At 66.3% G+C, this 17,793-nt stretch carries 18 protein-coding genes and 1 riboswitch; of the genes, 15 read left to right on the top strand and 3 right to left on the bottom strand.

The window, feature by feature from the left end; translation table 11 throughout:
- Window positions 1-68 precede the first annotated feature (68 nt).
- Window positions 69-1,274, top strand: a complete 1,206-nt coding sequence (gene ftsY / locus LDO86_RS11850; protein WP_018768297.1) for a signal recognition particle-docking protein FtsY — start codon at window positions 69-71, stop codon at window positions 1,272-1,274.
- 66 nt (window positions 1,275-1,340) lie between these two features.
- On the opposite strand, the gene LDO86_RS11845 is transcribed toward ftsY, so the two are convergent.
- Window positions 1,341-2,582 (bottom strand): MFS transporter, encoded by a 1,242-nt coding sequence (locus LDO86_RS11845; RefSeq protein ID WP_026265614.1) that lies wholly within the window; start codon window positions 2,580-2,582, stop codon window positions 1,341-1,343.
- Between the two features lie 226 nt (window positions 2,583-2,808).
- On the opposite strand from LDO86_RS11845, the gene LDO86_RS11840 reads away from it, so the two are divergent.
- Both LDO86_RS11840 and LDO86_RS11835 read left to right on the top strand, forming a co-directional pair.
- Complete coding sequence (locus LDO86_RS11840) at window positions 2,809-4,170, top strand: ammonium transporter (protein ID WP_018768295.1); 1,362 nt, start codon at window positions 2,809-2,811, stop codon at window positions 4,168-4,170.
- Window positions 4,167-4,505: a P-II family nitrogen regulator gene (locus LDO86_RS11835; RefSeq protein WP_018768294.1), complete on the top strand. Its 339-nt coding sequence runs from the start codon at window positions 4,167-4,169 to the stop codon at window positions 4,503-4,505. Before LDO86_RS11840 ends, LDO86_RS11835 begins: the two co-directional genes overlap by 4 nt.
- A 93-nt stretch (window positions 4,506-4,598) precedes the next feature.
- On the opposite strand, the gene LDO86_RS11830 is transcribed toward LDO86_RS11835, so the two are convergent.
- Complete coding sequence (locus LDO86_RS11830) at window positions 4,599-6,002, bottom strand: glucose-6-phosphate dehydrogenase (protein WP_026265613.1); 1,404 nt, start codon at window positions 6,000-6,002, stop codon at window positions 4,599-4,601.
- 84 nt (window positions 6,003-6,086) lie between these two features.
- Here LDO86_RS11830 and ffh point away from each other — a divergent pair, with 84 nt between their 5' ends.
- Both ffh and LDO86_RS11820 read left to right on the top strand, forming a co-directional pair.
- Entirely contained in the window at window positions 6,087-7,670 is a 1,584-nt protein-coding gene (gene ffh / locus LDO86_RS11825) for a signal recognition particle protein (RefSeq protein ID WP_018768292.1), read from the top strand.
- A gap of 101 nt (window positions 7,671-7,771) precedes the next feature.
- The gene (locus tag LDO86_RS11820; RefSeq protein WP_018768291.1) at window positions 7,772-8,506 is read left to right on the top strand and encodes an alpha/beta hydrolase; all 735 of its coding nucleotides are present in this window, start codon (window positions 7,772-7,774) and stop codon (window positions 8,504-8,506) included.
- Here the strand turns inward: LDO86_RS11820 and thiC are convergent.
- Window positions 8,503-10,344 carry a phosphomethylpyrimidine synthase ThiC gene (thiC, locus tag LDO86_RS11815; protein ID WP_043424745.1) on the bottom strand — a complete coding sequence of 614 codons (1,842 nt, stop codon included), beginning with the start codon at window positions 10,342-10,344 and terminating at the stop codon, window positions 8,503-8,505. The genes LDO86_RS11820 and thiC overlap by 4 nt on opposite strands.
- Window positions 10,340-10,447: riboswitch (TPP riboswitch) on the bottom strand. (Overlaps the previous gene by 5 nt.)
- A 79-nt stretch (window positions 10,448-10,526) precedes the next feature.
- Between thiC and LDO86_RS11810 the strand changes: the two genes are divergently transcribed.
- The 10 genes from LDO86_RS11810 (at window position 10,527) to lepB (LDO86_RS11765) (ending at window position 17,777) form a co-directional block, all read left to right on the top strand.
- Complete coding sequence (locus LDO86_RS11810) at window positions 10,527-11,609, top strand: amidohydrolase family protein (RefSeq protein ID WP_018768289.1); 1,083 nt, start codon at window positions 10,527-10,529, stop codon at window positions 11,607-11,609.
- A gap of 99 nt (window positions 11,610-11,708) precedes the next feature.
- Entirely contained in the window at window positions 11,709-12,584 is an 876-nt protein-coding gene (locus tag LDO86_RS11805) for a VOC family protein (protein ID WP_018768288.1), read from the top strand.
- A gap of 168 nt (window positions 12,585-12,752) precedes the next feature.
- Window positions 12,753-13,208: a hypothetical protein gene (locus tag LDO86_RS11800; protein WP_018768287.1), complete on the top strand. Its 456-nt coding sequence runs from the start codon at window positions 12,753-12,755 to the stop codon at window positions 13,206-13,208.
- A gap of 233 nt (window positions 13,209-13,441) precedes the next feature.
- Complete coding sequence (rpsP, locus tag LDO86_RS11795) at window positions 13,442-13,864, top strand: 30S ribosomal protein S16 (RefSeq protein ID WP_018768286.1); 423 nt, start codon at window positions 13,442-13,444, stop codon at window positions 13,862-13,864.
- A gap of 1 nt (window position 13,865) precedes the next feature.
- Entirely contained in the window at window positions 13,866-14,108 is a 243-nt protein-coding gene (locus tag LDO86_RS11790; RefSeq protein WP_013601399.1) for an RNA-binding protein, read from the top strand.
- 118 nt (window positions 14,109-14,226) lie between these two features.
- A complete protein-coding gene (gene rimM / locus LDO86_RS11785; protein WP_018768285.1) occupies window positions 14,227-14,772 on the top strand; it encodes a ribosome maturation factor RimM in 546 nt (181 codons plus the stop codon).
- Complete coding sequence (gene trmD / locus LDO86_RS11780) at window positions 14,773-15,585, top strand: tRNA (guanosine(37)-N1)-methyltransferase TrmD (protein ID WP_018768284.1); 813 nt, start codon at window positions 14,773-14,775, stop codon at window positions 15,583-15,585.
- 235 nt (window positions 15,586-15,820) lie between these two features.
- A complete protein-coding gene (gene rplS, locus LDO86_RS11775; RefSeq protein WP_018768283.1) occupies window positions 15,821-16,180 on the top strand; it encodes a 50S ribosomal protein L19 in 360 nt (119 codons plus the stop codon).
- A gap of 88 nt (window positions 16,181-16,268) precedes the next feature.
- The gene (gene lepB / locus LDO86_RS11770; RefSeq protein ID WP_018768282.1) at window positions 16,269-16,946 is read left to right on the top strand and encodes a signal peptidase I; all 678 of its coding nucleotides are present in this window, start codon (window positions 16,269-16,271) and stop codon (window positions 16,944-16,946) included.
- Window positions 16,947-17,777, top strand: coding sequence for a signal peptidase I (gene lepB / locus LDO86_RS11765; protein WP_018768281.1), 831 nt, complete (start codon window positions 16,947-16,949; stop codon window positions 17,775-17,777).
- Window positions 17,778-17,793 lie beyond the last annotated feature (16 nt).

Genomic DNA, 17,793 nt, shown 5'->3' with positions numbered 1-17,793 from the left:
GCATTGGGGCAGGTCAGGGGCGGGCTGCGCGCCCGAACCGGGCAGGCCGTTTGTGAGAAGCTAGGGGAGTGAATGACATCCTTCCCATTGTCCTGTCCATTCTTGTTGCGCTGGTGGTCATCGGCGGCCTGATTCCGGTCCTGCTCAAGACGCGGAGGAACATCACCCGGTACCCCGGCACGCGGGATGCCAACGATCCTGAGGTCCGCTCCGGCGGCAGCACCGCCGTAGCGGACAGCGCCGGACCAATCGAACGCACGGCGCCCGCGGGCGTGGACCTCGAAGGGCTTGACACCACTACGGTTCCGGACGACGCTGCCGGGCTGGAAACCATTCCCGTCGAAACACCGCTGCCTGTCGCGGGCCGCCTCACCCGCCTCCGTGAGCGGCTGGTCCGCTCCAACAACATCATGGGCAAGGGCCTGCTGGCGCTGCTGTCCAGCGACCGGATCGATGAGAGCGTCTGGGACGAGGTGGAGGAGACACTCCTCCTCGCGGACCTGGGAACCGAACCCACCATGCAGCTGGTGGATGCCCTGCGCGAACGGGTCAAGGTGCTGGGCACCCGCACCCCCGAACACGTCAAGGCCATGCTCCGTGAAGAGCTCATCAAGCTTGTCGACCCCTCCATGGACCGCAGCCTGAACGTCCAGCGCCATGCGGACAGGCCTGCCGTGATGATGGTGGTGGGCGTGAACGGCGTCGGCAAGACCACCACCGTCGGCAAGCTGGCGCGCGTGCTGGTGGCAGAGGACAAGGACGTCCTGCTGGGTGCCGCGGACACGTTCCGCGCCGCCGCGGCGGAACAGCTGGCCACGTGGGGGCAGCGCGTCGGCGTCCCCACCGTGAAGTCGGACATCGACGGCGCCGATCCCGCCTCCGTTGCCTACGAGGCCGTGAAGGCAGGCATTGAGCAGGAAGTGGACGTTGTCATGATCGACACCGCCGGCCGCCTCCAGAACAAGGTGGGCCTGATGGACGAACTGGGCAAGGTCAAGCGCGTGGTGGAGAAGCTGGCCGAGGTGGACGAGGTCCTGCTGGTTCTGGATGCCACCACCGGCCAGAACGGCCTGAACCAGGCGCGGGTCTTTTCGGAGGTTGTCAACATCACCGGCATCGTCCTGACCAAACTGGACGGAACCGCGAAGGGCGGCATCGTCGTCGCCATCCAGAAGACGCTCGGCGTGCCCGTCAAACTCATCGGACTCGGCGAAGGCGCCGACGACCTGGCCCCGTTCGACACCGAAGGCTTTGTCGACGCCCTGCTGAACTAGCTAAGCCAGCCCAACCAGCTCGCATTAGTTGTCGTTTTGAGCCCTCAAAACGACAACAACTGCGGGCTAGTTGGGTTTAACCCGGAGTGTTTCGCGGGTGGGCAGCCAACCGACGGCGGCCAGGAGCATGACGCCGCCGGTCACGCCGAAAGCCCAGCCGAAACCCAGCCGGTCCGCGAGCAGCCCGGCCGCCACCGGTCCGACGATCGCTCCGACGTCGGACGTCATTTGGTAGACGGCCAGGACCTTGCCGCCGGAGCGTGCGTTCCCAATGACATCGGCGACGGCGGCCTGCTGCGCCGGGCCGAAAAGGCCGGACCCGACGCCGGCAAGCGTCGATGCGGCAAGGAACCAGGGCAGGTCGGAGGTCAAGCCGATCGCCGCAGTCGCGAAGGCTGCCACCAGCAGGCCGGAGATCATCATCGGCTTGCGCCCCAGGGAGTCCGCCAGCCGCCCCGAGAAGGTCAGCGCGGCGGCGTTCCCGGCAGCGAAGACTGCCAGCGCCAGTCCGGCCGCCTGCGGTCCTGCCCCGAAGGCTGCCGCGGCGAACAGCGGCACCGTTGCCATGCGGACGCCAAACGTGGCCCACCCGTTGGCAAAGCTGGACAGCAGGGCCGACCGGTAGGTTCCGGCAGCCACGGCTTCGCCAAAGCGCATGTCCGGCGGACGGTGCTGGGTTTCACCGCCGCCCCGGCGCTGGTGGCTGAGCTGGGTCTGCACCACAAACGCGGCAACGAGCAGGGCCCCGGCGTAGGCAAGGAACGGGACCCGCAGGCCCAGCCCCGCCAGCAGACCGCCCACAATCGGCCCGCACACATTCCCGATCAGGAAAGCGGACGCATAGGCACCTGAGACCCTGCCCCTGCTCTGGGGTGGGGCCAGGCGGACCACCAGGGCCATCGATGCCACCGTGAACATCACGGACCCGGCTCCGCCAAGGCCGCGGAACAGCAGCAACTGCCAATAGTCCTGCGCAAAGGCGCAGGCCGCCGTGGACAAGGCCACGATCAACAGCCCAGCGACATAGACGGGCCGTTCACCGCGCTTGCCGATCAGTGCTCCGCCGGCGGGTGCAAAGGCAAGGCGCATGAAGGCAAAGATCGCCACGATGACGGCTGCCTCGGTGTTCCCTACGCCGAAGGTTGTTGCGAACTGCGGCAATACAGGCGCAACGAGCCCGAATCCAAGCGCAATCAGGAACGCCGCGGCCAGCATCACCTTAATGTCGCGGGGAAGTTTCTCCCGCCGAGGCCTTAGCCGGGCCAAAAACCTCGAAGTGGCGCCGCTTTCGCGGGGTGTTGCCGTCATTGTGAAGGAGTCCTTGCAGGAAAGGGAGCCGGGTGGCTGCGCGGGTGCGGAAACATAACCGTAACAAGGCGGATATGCACCATTTACTTCCTAGAGGTTGTTGTAACAGGCCCGCAATCTAAATCCTCCGCGGGCGAAACACGCCGCCCACAAACTCATTACAGGACGCAAAAAGGCGTTGGCAGGCGGAGTACTCCGCAAGATTCGATGAGAGAGGACGTGCACCATGGAACTTACCGCAGGTCACGTTTGGGTCATGGTGGCGGCAGCCCTTGTGCTGTTCATGACACCCGGTCTGGCATTTTTCTACGGCGGCATGACCCGCGCCAAGGCAGCACTGAACATGATGATGATGAGCTTCATCTCCATCGGCATGGTGGGTGTTGTCTGGGTGCTGTGGGGCGCGTCCATGAGCTCCGGTGAAGGCTTCCTGGAGATCGTGGGCAACCCGTTCGCCACATTCGGCCTTGAGGGCATCACCACCCCTGACGGTCTGATCAAGGTTGGCTACGCCGCCACCTTCGCCATCATCACCGTGGCACTGATCAGCGGCGCCATCGCCGACCGCGCCAAGTTCGGCGCCTGGTCCGTCTTCGTTCCCGTGTGGGTCACGCTCGTCTACTGCCCGCTGGCGTACATGGTGTGGGGCGGCGGACTCTTCGGCCCCGAAGGCGCCATCGGCAAGGCCCTCGGCCCCGCCATCGACTTCGCCGGCGGCACCGTGGTCCACATCAACGCAGGTGTGGCGGCGCTCATCCTCGTCCTCATCATCGGCAACCGCAAGGGCTTCGGCAAGGACCCCAACCACCGCCCGCACAACATCCCGTTCGTCATGCTCGGCGCAGCCATCCTGTGGTTCGGCTGGTTCGGTTTCAACGGCGGTGCAGCCACCACTGCCGAACAGGGGGGTCTGATCTGGATCAACACCCTCGCAGCCCCGGCAGCAGCCATGCTCGGCTGGCTGGTCACCGAACGGATCCGCGACGGACACCCCACTTCCCTCGGCGCCGCATCCGGCGTGGTGGCCGGCCTCGTCGCCATCACCCCGGCCTGCGCCAACGTCAGCCCCGTCGGTGCACTCGGCCTGGGCGTCGTGGCCGGCGTAGCCTCCGCCCTGGCAGTCGGCCTGAAGTTCCGCTGGGGCTTCGATGACTCGCTGGACGTCGTCGGCGTGCACCTGGTGTCCGGCATCATCGGCACCGTGGCGCTCGGCTTCATCGCACTGCCCACCGACGGTGTTGGCGGCGGCCTCTTCTACGGCGGCGGACTGACCCAGCTCTGGGCGCAGCTCGCGGCAGCCGGCGTCGCCATCGCCTACTCCGCAGTCCTGACGGCCATCATTGCGCTGGCCATCCACAAGACCATGGGCTTCCGGGTCTCGCAGGAACAGGAAACGGTGGGTGTGGACCTCAGCCTGCACGCCGAGACTGCCTACGAGTTCGGACTGAGCGGACACGGCGGAAGCTTCCAGCCGCTGCACGACATGATCACCGGCAAGGGCCAGGGCGAGTCCCACGCGCCAGTCCAGGGGACGCCGGGCACGCAGAAGTCACAGTCAGCAACAGGTAAGGAAAGCGTGGGGGCATGAAACTGATTACTGCAATCGTCCGGCCGGAAAAGCTCGAAGCCATCAGGGAGGGACTGGAATCCTATGGTGTTCAGGGCCTGACCGTCAGCGCAGCCAGCGGATACGGCCGGCAGCGCGGCTACACCGAGGTCTACCGCGGAGCCGAATACAACGTGGACCTCCTGCCCAAGATCCGGGTGGAAGTCCTGGCCACGGACGAGCAGGCAGACGACATCCTGGATGTGATCATTGCCAGTTCCAATACCGGCAGGGCCGGGGACGGCAAGGTCTGGACCATCGATGTCCATGAAGCAGTTAGGGTCCGGACCGGGGAACGCGGAGTGGCCGCCATCTAGGCACCGGCACGGAACCATAAAGACAGGCAGGGCGGGAACCGAAAGGTTCCCGCCCTGCCTGTTGTTAACGCTGCCGGTGCTGCCGCGGACTGCTCAGTCCTTTGAGCGGTTGGTGGGCCAGGATGCCGGGCCGGCCGAACCGGCGTCGTACTCTTCAAGCGGGACGTCCCCGCGCTCCCACGCCTTGAGGACCGGCTCAACAATCCGCCAGCAGTCCTCTGCAGTGTCTCCCCGGACGGACAGCAACGGATCGCCGGTCAGCACGCCTTCCAGCACTTCGCCGTAGGGCAGGAGATCGGAGGCGCTCAGTTCGGCTTCCAGGGTGACCCGGCCCAGGCTGAAGATGTTTCCCGGACCGTTGACGTCGACGTCGAACTCCAGTGTGTCCGGGCCGAAACCGATCCGGAGCTGGTTGGGGGAGTCCACCCCGGTAAAGCCCTGGGGCAGGTGTGGCACCGGAAGGAAGGTGACCACCGCTTCCTTGCGCTTGTCGCCCAGGGCCTTGCCGGAACGCAGGATGAAGGGAACCCCCCGCCAGCGCCAGTTGTCGATGCCCACCTGGATTTCGGCAAGGGTTTCGGTTCCCTTTCCGGGATCCACGCCTTCCTCCTTGGCGTAGTCCGGGACGTCCTTGCCTGCCACGGAACCGGCGGTGTAGCGGGCCCTGCGCGTTGAGCCAGTGAAGGGGGCACTGACGCTGCTGGCCCGCAGGACGGTGGAGACGGCGTCGCGGAGGTCGCGCTCGCCGATGGTGGCCGGAGGTTCGATGGCCATGATCGCCATGACCTGCAGGAGGTGGCTCTGGATCATATCCCGGAGGGCGCCGGCGCCGTCGTAGTAGCGCGCTCGGCCTTCCAGGGCCAGGTCCTCATCGAAAAAGATCTCCACCTTTTCCACGTGCTGCCTGTTCCATACCGGCTCAAGGAAGTTGTTGGCGAACCGAAGGCCCAGGATGTTCAGGACGGTGGCCTTGCCCAGGAAATGGTCAACCCGGTGGATATGGTCTTCGGGGACCAGCCGTGCCAGGGTCCGGTTCAGCGACCGGGCCGATTCCTCGCTGAAGCCGAAGGGCTTCTCCATTACCAGGCGGGTGCCTTCCGGAACCTCTTCCGGCTGGAGCGTCTCGCATGCCTGCTGGCTGATCCGGGGCGGCAACGCAAAGTAAACGGCCACCGGGCCTTCCAGCCCCGCGAGCAGGGCGGCCAGGGCACCCTTGGCCGTGACGTCCACCTGGTGGTACGCCGTCTCCTTCTGCAGCAGCTCGAGGGCGTCCTTTCCGGAACTGTCTGCCGCGCCGGCTGCAGCAGCGAACGATGCCTGGACCCGCTCCCGCCATTGTTCCGGCGTCCACGGATCCGAGCCTGCCCCCACCAGGGTGAGGCCCTCCGCGCGGCCTGCGGCAACGAGCCGCGCCAGGCCGGGCAGGAGGAGCCGGCCGGTGAGGTCGCCCGAGGCGCCGAGGATGAGCAGGGTCTTCACAGTCGTTTGGCTCGTCATTTTGCCAGCATGCCACCTACCGGGCCTGACTTGATACCCTAGATAGTCGAGTCCCGATCATCCACTGAAAGAAGTGCACGTCGCGTGTTCAATTCACTCTCTGACCGGTTGACAGCAACCTTCAAGAATCTCCGCGGTAAAGGCAGGCTCACCGAGGCCGACGTCGATGCCACCGTCCGGGAGATCCGCCGCGCGCTTCTGGACGCCGATGTTGCCGTTCCCGTTGTGCGTGAGTTCACTGGCCGGGTCCGTGAACGCGCCCTGGGTGCCGAGGTCTCTGCGGCACTGAACCCCGGCCAGCAGATCGTCAAGATCGTCAATGAGGAACTCGTCGAGATCCTGGGCGGCGAAACCCGGCGGATCCGGCTGGCCAAGAACGGCCCCACCGTCATCATGCTCGCCGGCCTCCAGGGTGCCGGCAAGACCACCCTTGCGGGCAAGCTGTCCAAGTGGCTGAAGGCCCAGGGGCACAGCCCCATGCTGGTGGCCTGCGACCTGCAGCGCCCTAACGCCGTCACCCAGCTCCAGGTGGTGGGCCAGCGGGCAAAGGTCCCCGTCTTCGCCCCGCACCCGGGTGCCACCTCCACCGAGCTGGACCAGCCCGCCGGCGACCCCGTCGCCGTCGCCCGCGCCGGCGTCGAGGAAGCACGCCAGAAGCTGCACGACGTCGTCATCGTTGACACGGCCGGCCGCTTGGGCGTGGACGCCGACATGATGGAACAGGCGCGCCAGATCCGCCGTGCCATCGTGCCCAACGAAGTCCTGTTCGTGATCGACTCCATGATCGGCCAGGACGCCGTGAACACGGCCCTCGCCTTCGACGAAGGCGTGAACTTCACGGGCATCGTGCTGTCCAAGCTCGACGGCGACGCCCGAGGCGGTGCCGCTCTTTCAGTCGCGTCGGTCACCGGCAAGCCGGTCATGTTCGCCTCCACCGGCGAAGGCCTGGACGATTTCGAACTCTTCCACCCGGACCGGATGGCCTCGCGCATCCTGGATATGGGCGACATCCTCACCCTCATCGAACAGGCCGAAAAGGCCTGGGACAAGGATGAGGCCGCCCGGATGGCGAAGAAGTTCGCCGACCAGGAAGACTTCACCCTCGAGGACTTCCTGGCCCAGATGCAGCAGATCCGCAACATGGGCTCCATGAAGAAGATGCTCATGATGATGCCGGGTGCACAGAACATCCGGCAGCAGCTGGAACAGTTCGACGAACGCGAGATCGACCGCGTCGAGGCAATCGTCCGCTCCATGACACCGCACGAGCGGCTGGCGCCGAAGATCATCAACGGTTCACGGCGGGCACGCATCGCCCGTGGTTCCGGCGTCCACGTCTCCGAGGTCAACGGCCTGCTGGAGCGCTTCGCCCAGGCCCAGAAGATGATGAAGAAGATGGCCCAGGGCGGCATGCCGGGAATGCCGGGGATGCCTGGCCTGCCCGGCGCCGGCGGCGGTGCCCGGAAGAACGCCAAGAACGCGCCCAAGAAGAAGGCAAAGTCCGGCAACCCGGCCAAGGCTGCCCAGGAGCGCAAGGAAGCGGAAGCCCGCCGTGCCAACGCCGCCAAGGCGCTGCCTACGGGCGCCGCCTTCGGCCAGCAGGGCGGGGACTTCGACCCGTCCCAGCTGAACCTCCCCAAGGGCTTCGACAAGTTCCTGGGCAAGTAGCAGTTCCCCGGCAACGCAGCGTCAGGTGTCGTTTTGACCTCTCAGAACGACACCTGGCGCTGCTTGCTTGGGATGTCAGTGCCGTGGAATAGGGTTGGGACATGTTCAAGCAGAGGGTAGTGTTCGTGCACGGCGCCGGAACCTTCGGTGCCGCCGCGTGGCCGCGCCAGCACGGCATGGCACTGTCCTATGACGCCCTGTTCCTCCGCCGCCATGGCTTTGACGTCCTCGCGGAGCCACTGGAGTCGTCCTTCGCGGAGGACACCGCCATCATCCTGCGCTCCCTTGCCGATGACGGCCGCGGCGCCGCCGGCGGGCATGTGGTGGCGCACTCCCAGGGGGCGATCGCGGCCATGATGGCCGCCGTCGAACGTCCGGACCTGGTCTTCTCATTGACGCTGGTGGAACCGGCCTGCCTCTCCCTGACAGCGGAACTCCCGGCCACTGCCGCCCACATCAGCCTCATGCAGCCCCTCTTCGACGTGCGCCACCAGCTCAGCGACGAAGACTTCCAGCGCGAATTCGTCCGGCGGGTCTTCGCCACCGACCTCCAGCAGCCCGCCACCACGGAAGAAAAAAGGTCCGCCCGCAGGCTGCGGCTCCAGGCCCCGTCATGGGAGGCGCCGCTGCACATTGTTCCCGGGGTGCCCACGCTGGTGCTGACCGGTGGGTGGGAACCGCTCTACGAGGAAATCGCCGGGTACCTCCGGGAGACCGGGGCCCTGCACCGCGTTGCCGCGGGAGGACACCGGCCCCATGACTCCCCGGACGGGGACCGGGCCATCCGGCAGTTCATCAGCCAGGTCAGCCGGAGCCAGCCGGCCCGCGCGTCCTAGCTGTCAGCAGGCACCCGCAGTTCCGGCAGGTAGACCTTGCCGCCGGCTGCCAGGAACTCCTCGCTCTTCCCGCGCATCCCGGCCGCAGCATCGGCCAGTGCCGCCTGCGCCTCCGCGGAACCAAATTCGTCGCGGATGTCCTGGCTGATCCGCATGGAGCAAAACTTGGGCCCGCACATCGAACAGAAGTGCGCCGTCTTGGCAGGCTCAGCCGGCAGCGTCTCGTCGTGGAACGCCTCAGCCGTCACCGGGTCCAGGGACAGTGCGAACTGGTCCCGCCAGCGGAATTCGAACCGCGCCTTGGACAAGGCGTCGTCCCGTTCATGCGCCCCCGGGTGCCCCTTGGCCAGGTCCGCCGCGTGCGCGGCGATCTTGTAGGTGATCACGCCGGTCTTCACGTCGTCCTTGTTGGGCAGGCCCAGGTGTTCCTTCGGGGTGACGTAGCACAGCATCGCGGTGCCGTAACGGGCAATCTCAGTGGCACCAATCGCTGAGGTGATGTGGTCATAGCCCGGAGCAACATCTGTCACCAGCGGGCCCAGGGTGTAAAACGGGGCCCCCTTGCAGAGTTCCTGCTGCCGCTCGACGTTTTCCCGGACCAGGTGGAAGGGAACGTGGCCGGGCCCCTCCACCATGACCTGCACGTCGTACTCCCACGCGCGCTGGGTGAGCTCGGCGAGCGTGTCCAGTTCCGCGAACTGGGCGGCGTCGTTGGCGTCCGCCGTCGAACCGGGGCGCAAACCGTCGCCCAGGGAGAAGGCAACGTCGTACTTCGCGAAGATCCCGCACAGCTCATCGAAGTGCGTGTAGAGGAAGTTCTCCTGGTGGTGGGCCAGGCACCAGCCGGCCATGATGGAGCCGCCGCGGGACACAATGCCCGTCACCCGGTTGGCGGTCAGCGGGACATAGCGAAGCAGCACGCCGGCGTGGATGGTCATGTAGTCCACGCCCTGCTCGCATTGTTCAATGACGGTGTCCCGGAAGATTTCCCAGGTCAGCGCGTTGGCCTCGCCGTTGACTTTCTCCAGGGCCTGGTAGATCGGCACGGTGCCGATCGGGACGGGGGAGTTGCGGATGATCCATTCCCGCGTGGTGTGGATGTCGTCGCCGGTGGACAGGTCCATAACGGTGTCGGCACCCCATTGCGTGGCCCACTGGAGCTTGTCCACCTCCTCCGCGATGGAACTCGTCACGGCCGAGTTTCCGATGTTGGCGTTGATCTTCACCAGGAAGGCCTTGCCGATGATCATCGGTTCGGACTCCGGATGGTTGATGTTGTTCGGAATGATGGCGCGGCCGGCGGCCAGTTCGCTCCGGACCAGTTCCACATCGCAGTTCTCGCGCAGCGCCACGAAGCGCATCTCCTGCGTGATGACGCCCTGCCGGGCATAGTGCATCTGGGTCACCGTCCGGCCGTCGACGGCGCGGCGGGGCACCGGCTGCGCGCCCTTCCACTCCGCGGAGGCGGCGCCGCGGCGGACGGCCGAGCGGCCGTCGTCGAGCAGGTTGCGTTCCCTGCCGCTGTAGGCCTCGGTGTCTCCGCGCGCCACGATCCACTCCGCGCGGAAGGGCTCCAGGCCGCGGACGGGGTCGCTTCCCGGCCCCGCCGTCCGGTAGGTCCGGAACGGTGCGTTCGGCTGGCCGTTGGGCGATGGCTCCAGGGCAATTTCCGTGACGGGTACCCGGATGCCGGACCCGGCGTCGTCGATATAGGCCAGCGAATGCGACGCCAGGGACCGGGTCACTTCGGACTGGTTCACCTGGGGCGTGGAGCCGGCTCCGGAACCCCCGGTGGACGGCAGGTGGGCAGGGTTCAACTGGGTGTTTTGCGTACTCAAGGGAATACTCACTTCCTTCGCCGGCATTACCCGGACAGGTTCAACGGTCGCAGGCTGCGTCAGCCCGATCTCAGCCCCTGCAAGGGCTCCCGTGTGGTCAGAGAAGAAGCTACCACAGGCCCCCGGAAGGGCGGTGTCACATTTGCGGGTGCTAGCCTGACCGGGCATCGAAAGGAAGCCCGATGGCAGACATCATCTACTTTCGCGGACCCGTCCTGGCCGCACCGGACCGGGTACGCCATGGACTCTGGTCGGTGGACGGCAAGCTCACGTTCAGCCGGCCCGCTGCCCCTCCGGCGCGGGAACTCGACGGCTGGGTGCTGCCGGGGTTCGTCGACGCCCACTGCCACATCGGCCTGGGTCCCGACGGCCCGGTGGAACCCGCCATTGCCCGGGAGCAGGCGCTGGCTGACCTCAACGCCGGAACCCTGCTGGTCCGCGACGCCGGCTCACCTGCCGATACCCGCTGGATGCAGGGCGGCCGGGACTTCCCGGTACTGATCCGTGCAGGACGGCATGTGGCCCGCACACGCCGCTACCTGCGCGGCTTCGCGGCGGAGGTCGAACCCGACGGGCTCGTGGAGGCCGTGCGGAAGCAAGCGCGCGACGGCGACGGCTGGGTCAAACTGGTGGGCGACTGGATCGACCGGAGCGCCGGCGACCTTGCGCCCTCCTTTCCTGCCGCCGTCGTGCGTGACGCTGTGCAGGCTGCCCATGATGAAGGTGCCCGGGTCACGGCACATTGCTTCGCCGAAGACACCCTGGACCAAATGCTGGACGCCGGCATTGACTGCATTGAGCACGCCCCGGGGCTGCTGCCGCGCCACCTGCCCCGGTTCGTGGAGCAGGGCGTACCGATCGTGCCCACCCTCATCAACATCGCCACCTTTCCTGATATCGCGGAGCAGGCGGACGCAAAGTTTCCGCGCTACGCCGCCCACATGCGTGCCCTGTGGGAACGCAGGCTGGAACGGGTGGCGGAGGCCCATGCCGCCGGCGTCCGGATCTTTGCCGGCACGGACGCAGGCAGCGTGATCCGGCACGGCAGGATCGCAGATGAGATCCTCGCCCTGCACGGGGCCGGCCTGCCCATGCATGCGGCCCTGGATGCCGCCTGCTGGGCAGCGCGTGCGTGGCTGGGCGCTGACAACCTGGAGGAAGGCGCGCGGGCCGACGTCGTGGTGTGCCGGGACGACCCCCGGACCACCCCGGACACGATCACGGCGCTGGAGCACGTGGTGCTGGGCGGCCGCATCATCCGTTGAGTTATTTGGTTCCGCTACTTGGAATAAATTGAAGCTTCAAGTAATTTTAATATGTGACAGGCCGCCGAAGTGACGGCCTCCAACACAAGGAGCCTTCAAATGACCGACGCAGCCAGCAGCCAGGATCTTCTTCCTGCCGACCTCGCCATGGGCACGGTAATGCTCAAGGTGGGCGACATGAAGGTCATGACCGACTACTACCAGCGCGCACTGGGCCTGGAGGCGGTGGCGGAGCAGGACGGCGGGCTCTACCTGGGCAGGCTCGGCAGGCCGCTGGTCCACCTGGCGCCGGCCCCCGGGCTGCACCTTCCCGGCAGGGGAGAGGCCGGCCTGTTCCACACCGCCCTATTGTTCGAGGACCAGGCTTCCCTGGCGGCCACCATCGCCACGGCAGCCCAGTACGAACCCCGGTCCTTCACCGGCAGCGCCGACCACCTGGTGAGTGAGGCCTTCTACTTCACCGACCCCGAGGGCAACGGCATCGAGCTGTACTGGGACCGGCCGCGCAGCAACTGGTCCTGGAACGGGACGGACGTGGTGATGGACAGCCTGGCGCTTCCGCCGCAGCGCTACCTGGAGCAGCACCTCACTGAGGAATCCCTCGAAGGCCAGCGGCGGACGTCCGCAGGCGTGGGGCACGTCCACCTCCAGGTTGGCGACGTCCAGACCGCCAGGGACTTCTACGTGGGTACCCTGGGCTTCGAGAAGACGGCGGGCTGGCATGGGCAGGCCCTGTTCGTTTCCGCGGGCCGCTACCACCACCACATGGCCATGAACGTCTGGAACAGTCGCGGCGCCGGCCCCCGCAAGGACACCCTTGGGTTGGGCGAGGTGCTCATCGAGGTTCCCTCGGGTGACGACGTCGGGGCGCTGGCTGACCGCCTGAGGGTCGCCGGGGTGCCCGCCCACCACACCGGCGCGGAGCTCCGGTTCGAGGACCCGTGGCGCAACCGGCTCCGGGTGGCAGTCCGCTGACCGGTGCTCCTGCACGGGCCGTGCGCCAGTGCTGACGGGCCAGTGTTGGGGCTCGCGGGCTCCGGCCCGGCGCGTTTGCCGGCGGGCGCGCAGCAACTAGGCTGATTCCGTACGGCCGGGCTGCAACTCCCGGCACGCAGCTCCGCCAACGGAAGAAGGGCACCCGCCATGGGCTTCACTGAGATCTTCGTCGCCACCCATGACGCCGCGCTGAAACGCGCCGGCATCCTTGACCAGGGAAGCGGCTCCGCGGCGGACAGCGGGCCCGGGGGCCAGGCGGTGCGGATCCAGGGCATCAGCGACTTCGAAGTCGAACAGCTGGGCGATCTTGCCGGGACTGCCGTGCACGCCGGCGGGGCCGACTATGAGCTGACCATGGTGGACGTCGCCAGCGATTCGCTCCTTGCCGTGCCGCCGGCCATGGTCCGTGCGCTGGCCGACCTGCTCTCCTATGAAACCGAAGGCGAAGGCAATGTCCTTGACGACGTCGCCGAACAGTGGGCCGGCCAGGAGGATATGCCGTTCGACGCCGGCCAGGCCCGGAGCTACCTTCAGCAGGTGGCGGAGTTGGCCGCCTCGATCGACGATTCCGAGCGGACGGGACTGTACGTCTGGTCGGCCTGACCCCGTGATGCCGGTTTCGGCCGTCCTCCGCCTCCACAAGGGCCGGCCGCGGCGCCGGCGCGGTGGCCCAAGTCGAAATAACGCCGTTCATCTGGCACAATAAACAGGTACTCGATCTGCGTGGCCCCTCTCTCCACGTCCGGATCCTGTCCTTCGAACCCGCAAGTACGGCCCGCCCCACGGGTGCAGAAAGCCGGGTTCACCCCTTTTCTGAAACAGGAGTGACCACAAAAGTGGCCGTAAAGATTCGCCTTAAGCGCTTCGGCAAGATGCGCGCCCCGTACTACCGCATCGTCGTTGCGGACTCACGCACCAAGCGTGACGGCCGCGCCATCGAGGAGATCGGCAAGTACCACCCCACCGAAGAGCCCTCGTTCATCGAGGTCAACTCCGAGCGTGCGCAGTACTGGCTCTCCGTCGGCGCCCAGCCGTCCGAGCAGGTCGCCGCGATCCTGAAGATCACCGGTGACTGGCAGAAGTTCAAGGGCCTGCCGGGCCAGGAAGGCACCCTCAAGACCAAGGTCGCGAAGGAAGCCTTTGTTGCCCCGGAGAAGGGCTCGGTCATCATCCCGGAAGCCATCACCAAGAAGGCATCCAAGTCTGACGCTGCCGAGGCCCCGGCCGACGCCGAAGCTGAGACCACCGAGGCTGAGTAGATTGCTGGCAGAAGCGCTGGAACACCTGGTCCGCGGAATCGTCGATTCCCCGGATGACGTCAAGGTCAGTTCGAAGAGCAACCGCCGCGGGGACACCCTCGAGGTGCGCGTTCACCAGGACGACCTTGGACGGGTGATTGGCCGCCAGGGCCGCACCGCCCGCGCATTGCGCACCGTGGTGGCAGCACTGGCCGGTGGCGAACCGGTGAGGGTCGACGTCGTCGATACCGACCGCCGCCGCTGAGCGCTCGGCAACATTCAGTTTTTGCTCCGGCCCCTTCACCGCCAGGTGGAGGGGCCGGAGTGCTTTGACCAACATGGTGCTTCCACCGGAACCACCACAACCCGGAACAGAGGAACAGATGCAGCTTCAGGTGGCACGGATCGGCAAGCCGCACGGCATTCGCGGGGAAGTCACCGTCCAGGTGCTGACGGACGCTCCGGAGGACCGCTTTGTCCCGGGAACGGAATTCGTCGTTGAGGACGCCGCGGCAGGACGGCTGACCGTGCGGAGTGCGCGCTGGAACAAGGACATCCTGCTGCTCGGTTTTGAGGAGGTGGCGGACCGCAACCAGGCTGAAACCCTCCGCGGCGCCAAGCTGTTCATCGAAACCGAAGAACTGGACGGGGATGATGACGAGGGCTGGTACGAGCACGAGCTTGTCGGCCTGGAGGCCCGGGTAAGGGCGCAGGTTGTGGGCAAGGTGACTGCGCTGAACACCATGCCCGTGCAGGACCTTCTCATGGTCACCACCCCGGACGGCAAGGAAATCCTCATCCCGTTCGTGGAGCAGATCGTGCCTGAGGTGAATATCGAGGAAGGCTTCATCCTCCTCACCCCGCCGGACGGACTCTTCGAACTCAACACCGACGAAGCCGCTGCCCCGGAACCGGAAAGCAGGGACTAGATGCGCATCGACGTCGTCAGCATCTTCCCTGAATACCTCGCCCCGCTTGAACTCTCGCTGATTGGCAAGGCCCGCCACGACGGCATCCTGGACCTGCACGTCCATGACCTGCGCAGCTTCACCACGGACAAGCACCGCACTGTGGACGACACCCCGTACGGCGGCGGCGCCGGAATGGTCATGAAGCCCGAACCCTGGGCCCAGGCACTCGCCGCCGTGGCGGAGGAGCGGCCGGATCCGCAGCGCAAGCCGGTCCTCATCGTCCCATCCCCGGCCGGCGAGCGGTTCACCCAGGCCCTCGCCTATGAACTGGCCGAGGAACAGCACCTGGCGTTTGCGTGCGGGCGGTATGAGGGCATCGATGAACGGGTCATCGAATGGGCGCAGGAACACTTCACGGTCCGGCCTGTCAGCCTGGGCGACTATGTGCTGAACGGCGGGGAAGTGGCCGTCCTGGCCATGGTGGAAGCCATTGGCCGCCTGCTGCCCGGTGTAGTGGGCAATCCCGAATCCCTGGTGGAGGAATCCCACTCGGACGGACTCCTGGAATATCCGGTCTACACCAAGCCTTCCATGTGGCGTGACCGCGAGGTGCCGCCGGTGCTCCTGAGCGGCAACCACGGCAGGATCGCCCAATGGCGGCGCCACGAGCAGTACCGCCGCACAGCGGCGCGGCGTCCGGACCTCCTGGAAGGGTTCGACGCCGGCAGCCTCCCGCGTGCCGACCGCACCGAATTGCACAACCTGGGGTATGACATCGTGGATGGCAGGCTGGTCCGCCGGCCGGAAGCGGCAGCCGCGCCGCAGGATTAGTGCCGGGCGAATTGGCGTAACCCTGCCGCTGTGGCAAAATTAACCCTTGTGTCTGCTGGGTCCGCACCTGCCACAGGGGGTAGCGCGGCCAACAGCCGGACAACCGGCCCCGTCAACCCTTGAAGCGGCCGGACTATTTTACTTCGGCGGTGAGACCCGGCCTGCCTTCCGGCAGCCGGACTTGCCCGCCGTGACCCAAAGTGAATGACCTGTGGCGTTCACCAGGAGTGCAATCATGCATATTCTCGATTCCGTCGATGCAGCCTCGCTGCGCAACGATGTTCCCGAGTTCCGCGCCGGCGACACCCTCAAGGTGCACGTGAACATCATCGAAGGCAAGAACACCCGTGTCCAGGTCTTCCAGGGCTTCGTCCTGGGCCGCCAGGGCGACGGCGTGCGCGAAACCTTCACCGTTCGCAAGGTCTCCTTCGGTGTCGGCGTGGAGCGTACCTTCCCGGTGCACTCCCCGATCATCGAAAAGATCGAGGTTGTCACCAAGGGTGACGTCCGCCGCGCCAAGCTGTACTACATGCGTGCACTGCGTGGCAAGGCCGCGAAGATCAAGGAAAAGCGCGACTTCAGCTCCGCCAAGTAAGTAAGTTCTGCCCGGACTTACGGCCAGGCTGGAGCGCGGCCGTACCCGGCATGCGCCGGAGCAATGCACCAGCGCCAGGATACGGACCATGCACCAGACAAAACGCCAGCCCCGCAAAATGGGCTGGCGTTTTGTTTTACTGGCCCTGCTCCTCGCGGTGGCCATCAGCGGAGTGGTCCGGTCCCTGTGGCTTGACGTCTACTTTATCCCCTCGGATTCCATGGAGCCGCTCCTGCAGGGCGGGGACCGGATCCTGGTGTCACGCACGGACTTCCAGTCCGAACCCATCCGGCACGGGGACGTCGTTGTCTTCGATGGCCGTGGCAGCTTTGCACCGTTGAACAGCGGCAAGGGTCCGCTGCCGGACGCAGCCGCTGCCGCCATGCAGTGGCTCGGCCTGACCGGCAGCGACACAACCTACGTCAAACGGGTCATCGGCCTTCCCGGCGACACGGTGGCCTGCTGTGACGCCGGCGGCAAAGTCACCGTCAACGGCACACCCATGGATGAGCCCTACATTTTTTCCGGCGACGCGCCGAGCACGCAGAAGTTCAGCACCGCGGTTCCGGAGGGCAGGCTTTGGCTGATGGGGGACCACCGCTCGGTGTCCGCTGACTCCCGCAGCCTGCTCGGTGCTCCCGGCGGCGGACTGGTTCCGCTGGACAGGGTGATTGGCCGGCCGGTCCAGATCCTTTGGCCGCTTGATAGATTTGCTCCAGTAGCACGGCCGCCCGCAGCGGGGCCGACAACACAGAACGGACGGTAAATGCCCGAGAATCACGCGCGGAAACCTGAACCGCGCCATGACGGCGCATCAGAAACGCCCACCGTTCCAGTTCCCCCCGTACCCGGCGACACCCCGGAAACCGCCGCCCCCGTCCATCGGCGGCACAGGACGGCGTCGAAGGCAGCGGCCGCCAAGTCCAGCGGCAATCCCGTGCTCGGCTGGCTCAGGGAAATCGCCACGGTGGTGGTCATCGCCGTGGTGCTGTCCTTCCTTATCAAGACCTTCCTGTTCCGGGCATTCTTCATTCCCTCGGAATCCATGGTGAACACCCTCGACGTGGATGACAGGATCTTCGTGAACCTCCTGGTGCCGGAGCCCTTCGCGCTCAGCCGCGGCGACGTGGTGGTATTCCGTGACACCAAGGGCTGGCTGCCGCCGGCCCCGGCCAAGGCACAGGGACCGTTCACCTGGGTCCAGGACGGCCTGACGTTCGTCGGCCTCCTGCCCGACAACTCCGAACAGCACTTGGTCAAGCGTGTCATCGGGCTCCCGGGCGACCACGTTGTCTGCTGTGACGCCGGCGGTAAACTGACCATTAACGGGACCGCGATTGACGAGACCTACATCAATCCCGCGGAAGTCCCGCAGATCCGCAACTTTGACGTCACCGTACCGGAAGGCAAGGTGTGGGTGATGGGTGACAACCGGAACCACTCTGCCGATTCCCGTGCGCACATGGAGACTGACGGCGGATTCATCAATCTCAAGGACCTCGAAGGCAAGGCCGCGGTCATCGCCTGGCCGCTGAACAGGATCAAGACCCTGGACAACTACCCGGACGTGTTCCGCAGCGTCCCGGCGGCCCACTGACCGTGCCTTCAGCAGT

The sequence above is a fragment of the Arthrobacter sp. StoSoilB19 genome (assembly GCF_019977275.1).
Classification (GTDB): domain Bacteria; phylum Actinomycetota; class Actinomycetes; order Actinomycetales; family Micrococcaceae; genus Arthrobacter.
This window is presented reverse-complemented; position numbering and strand designations above follow the sequence as displayed.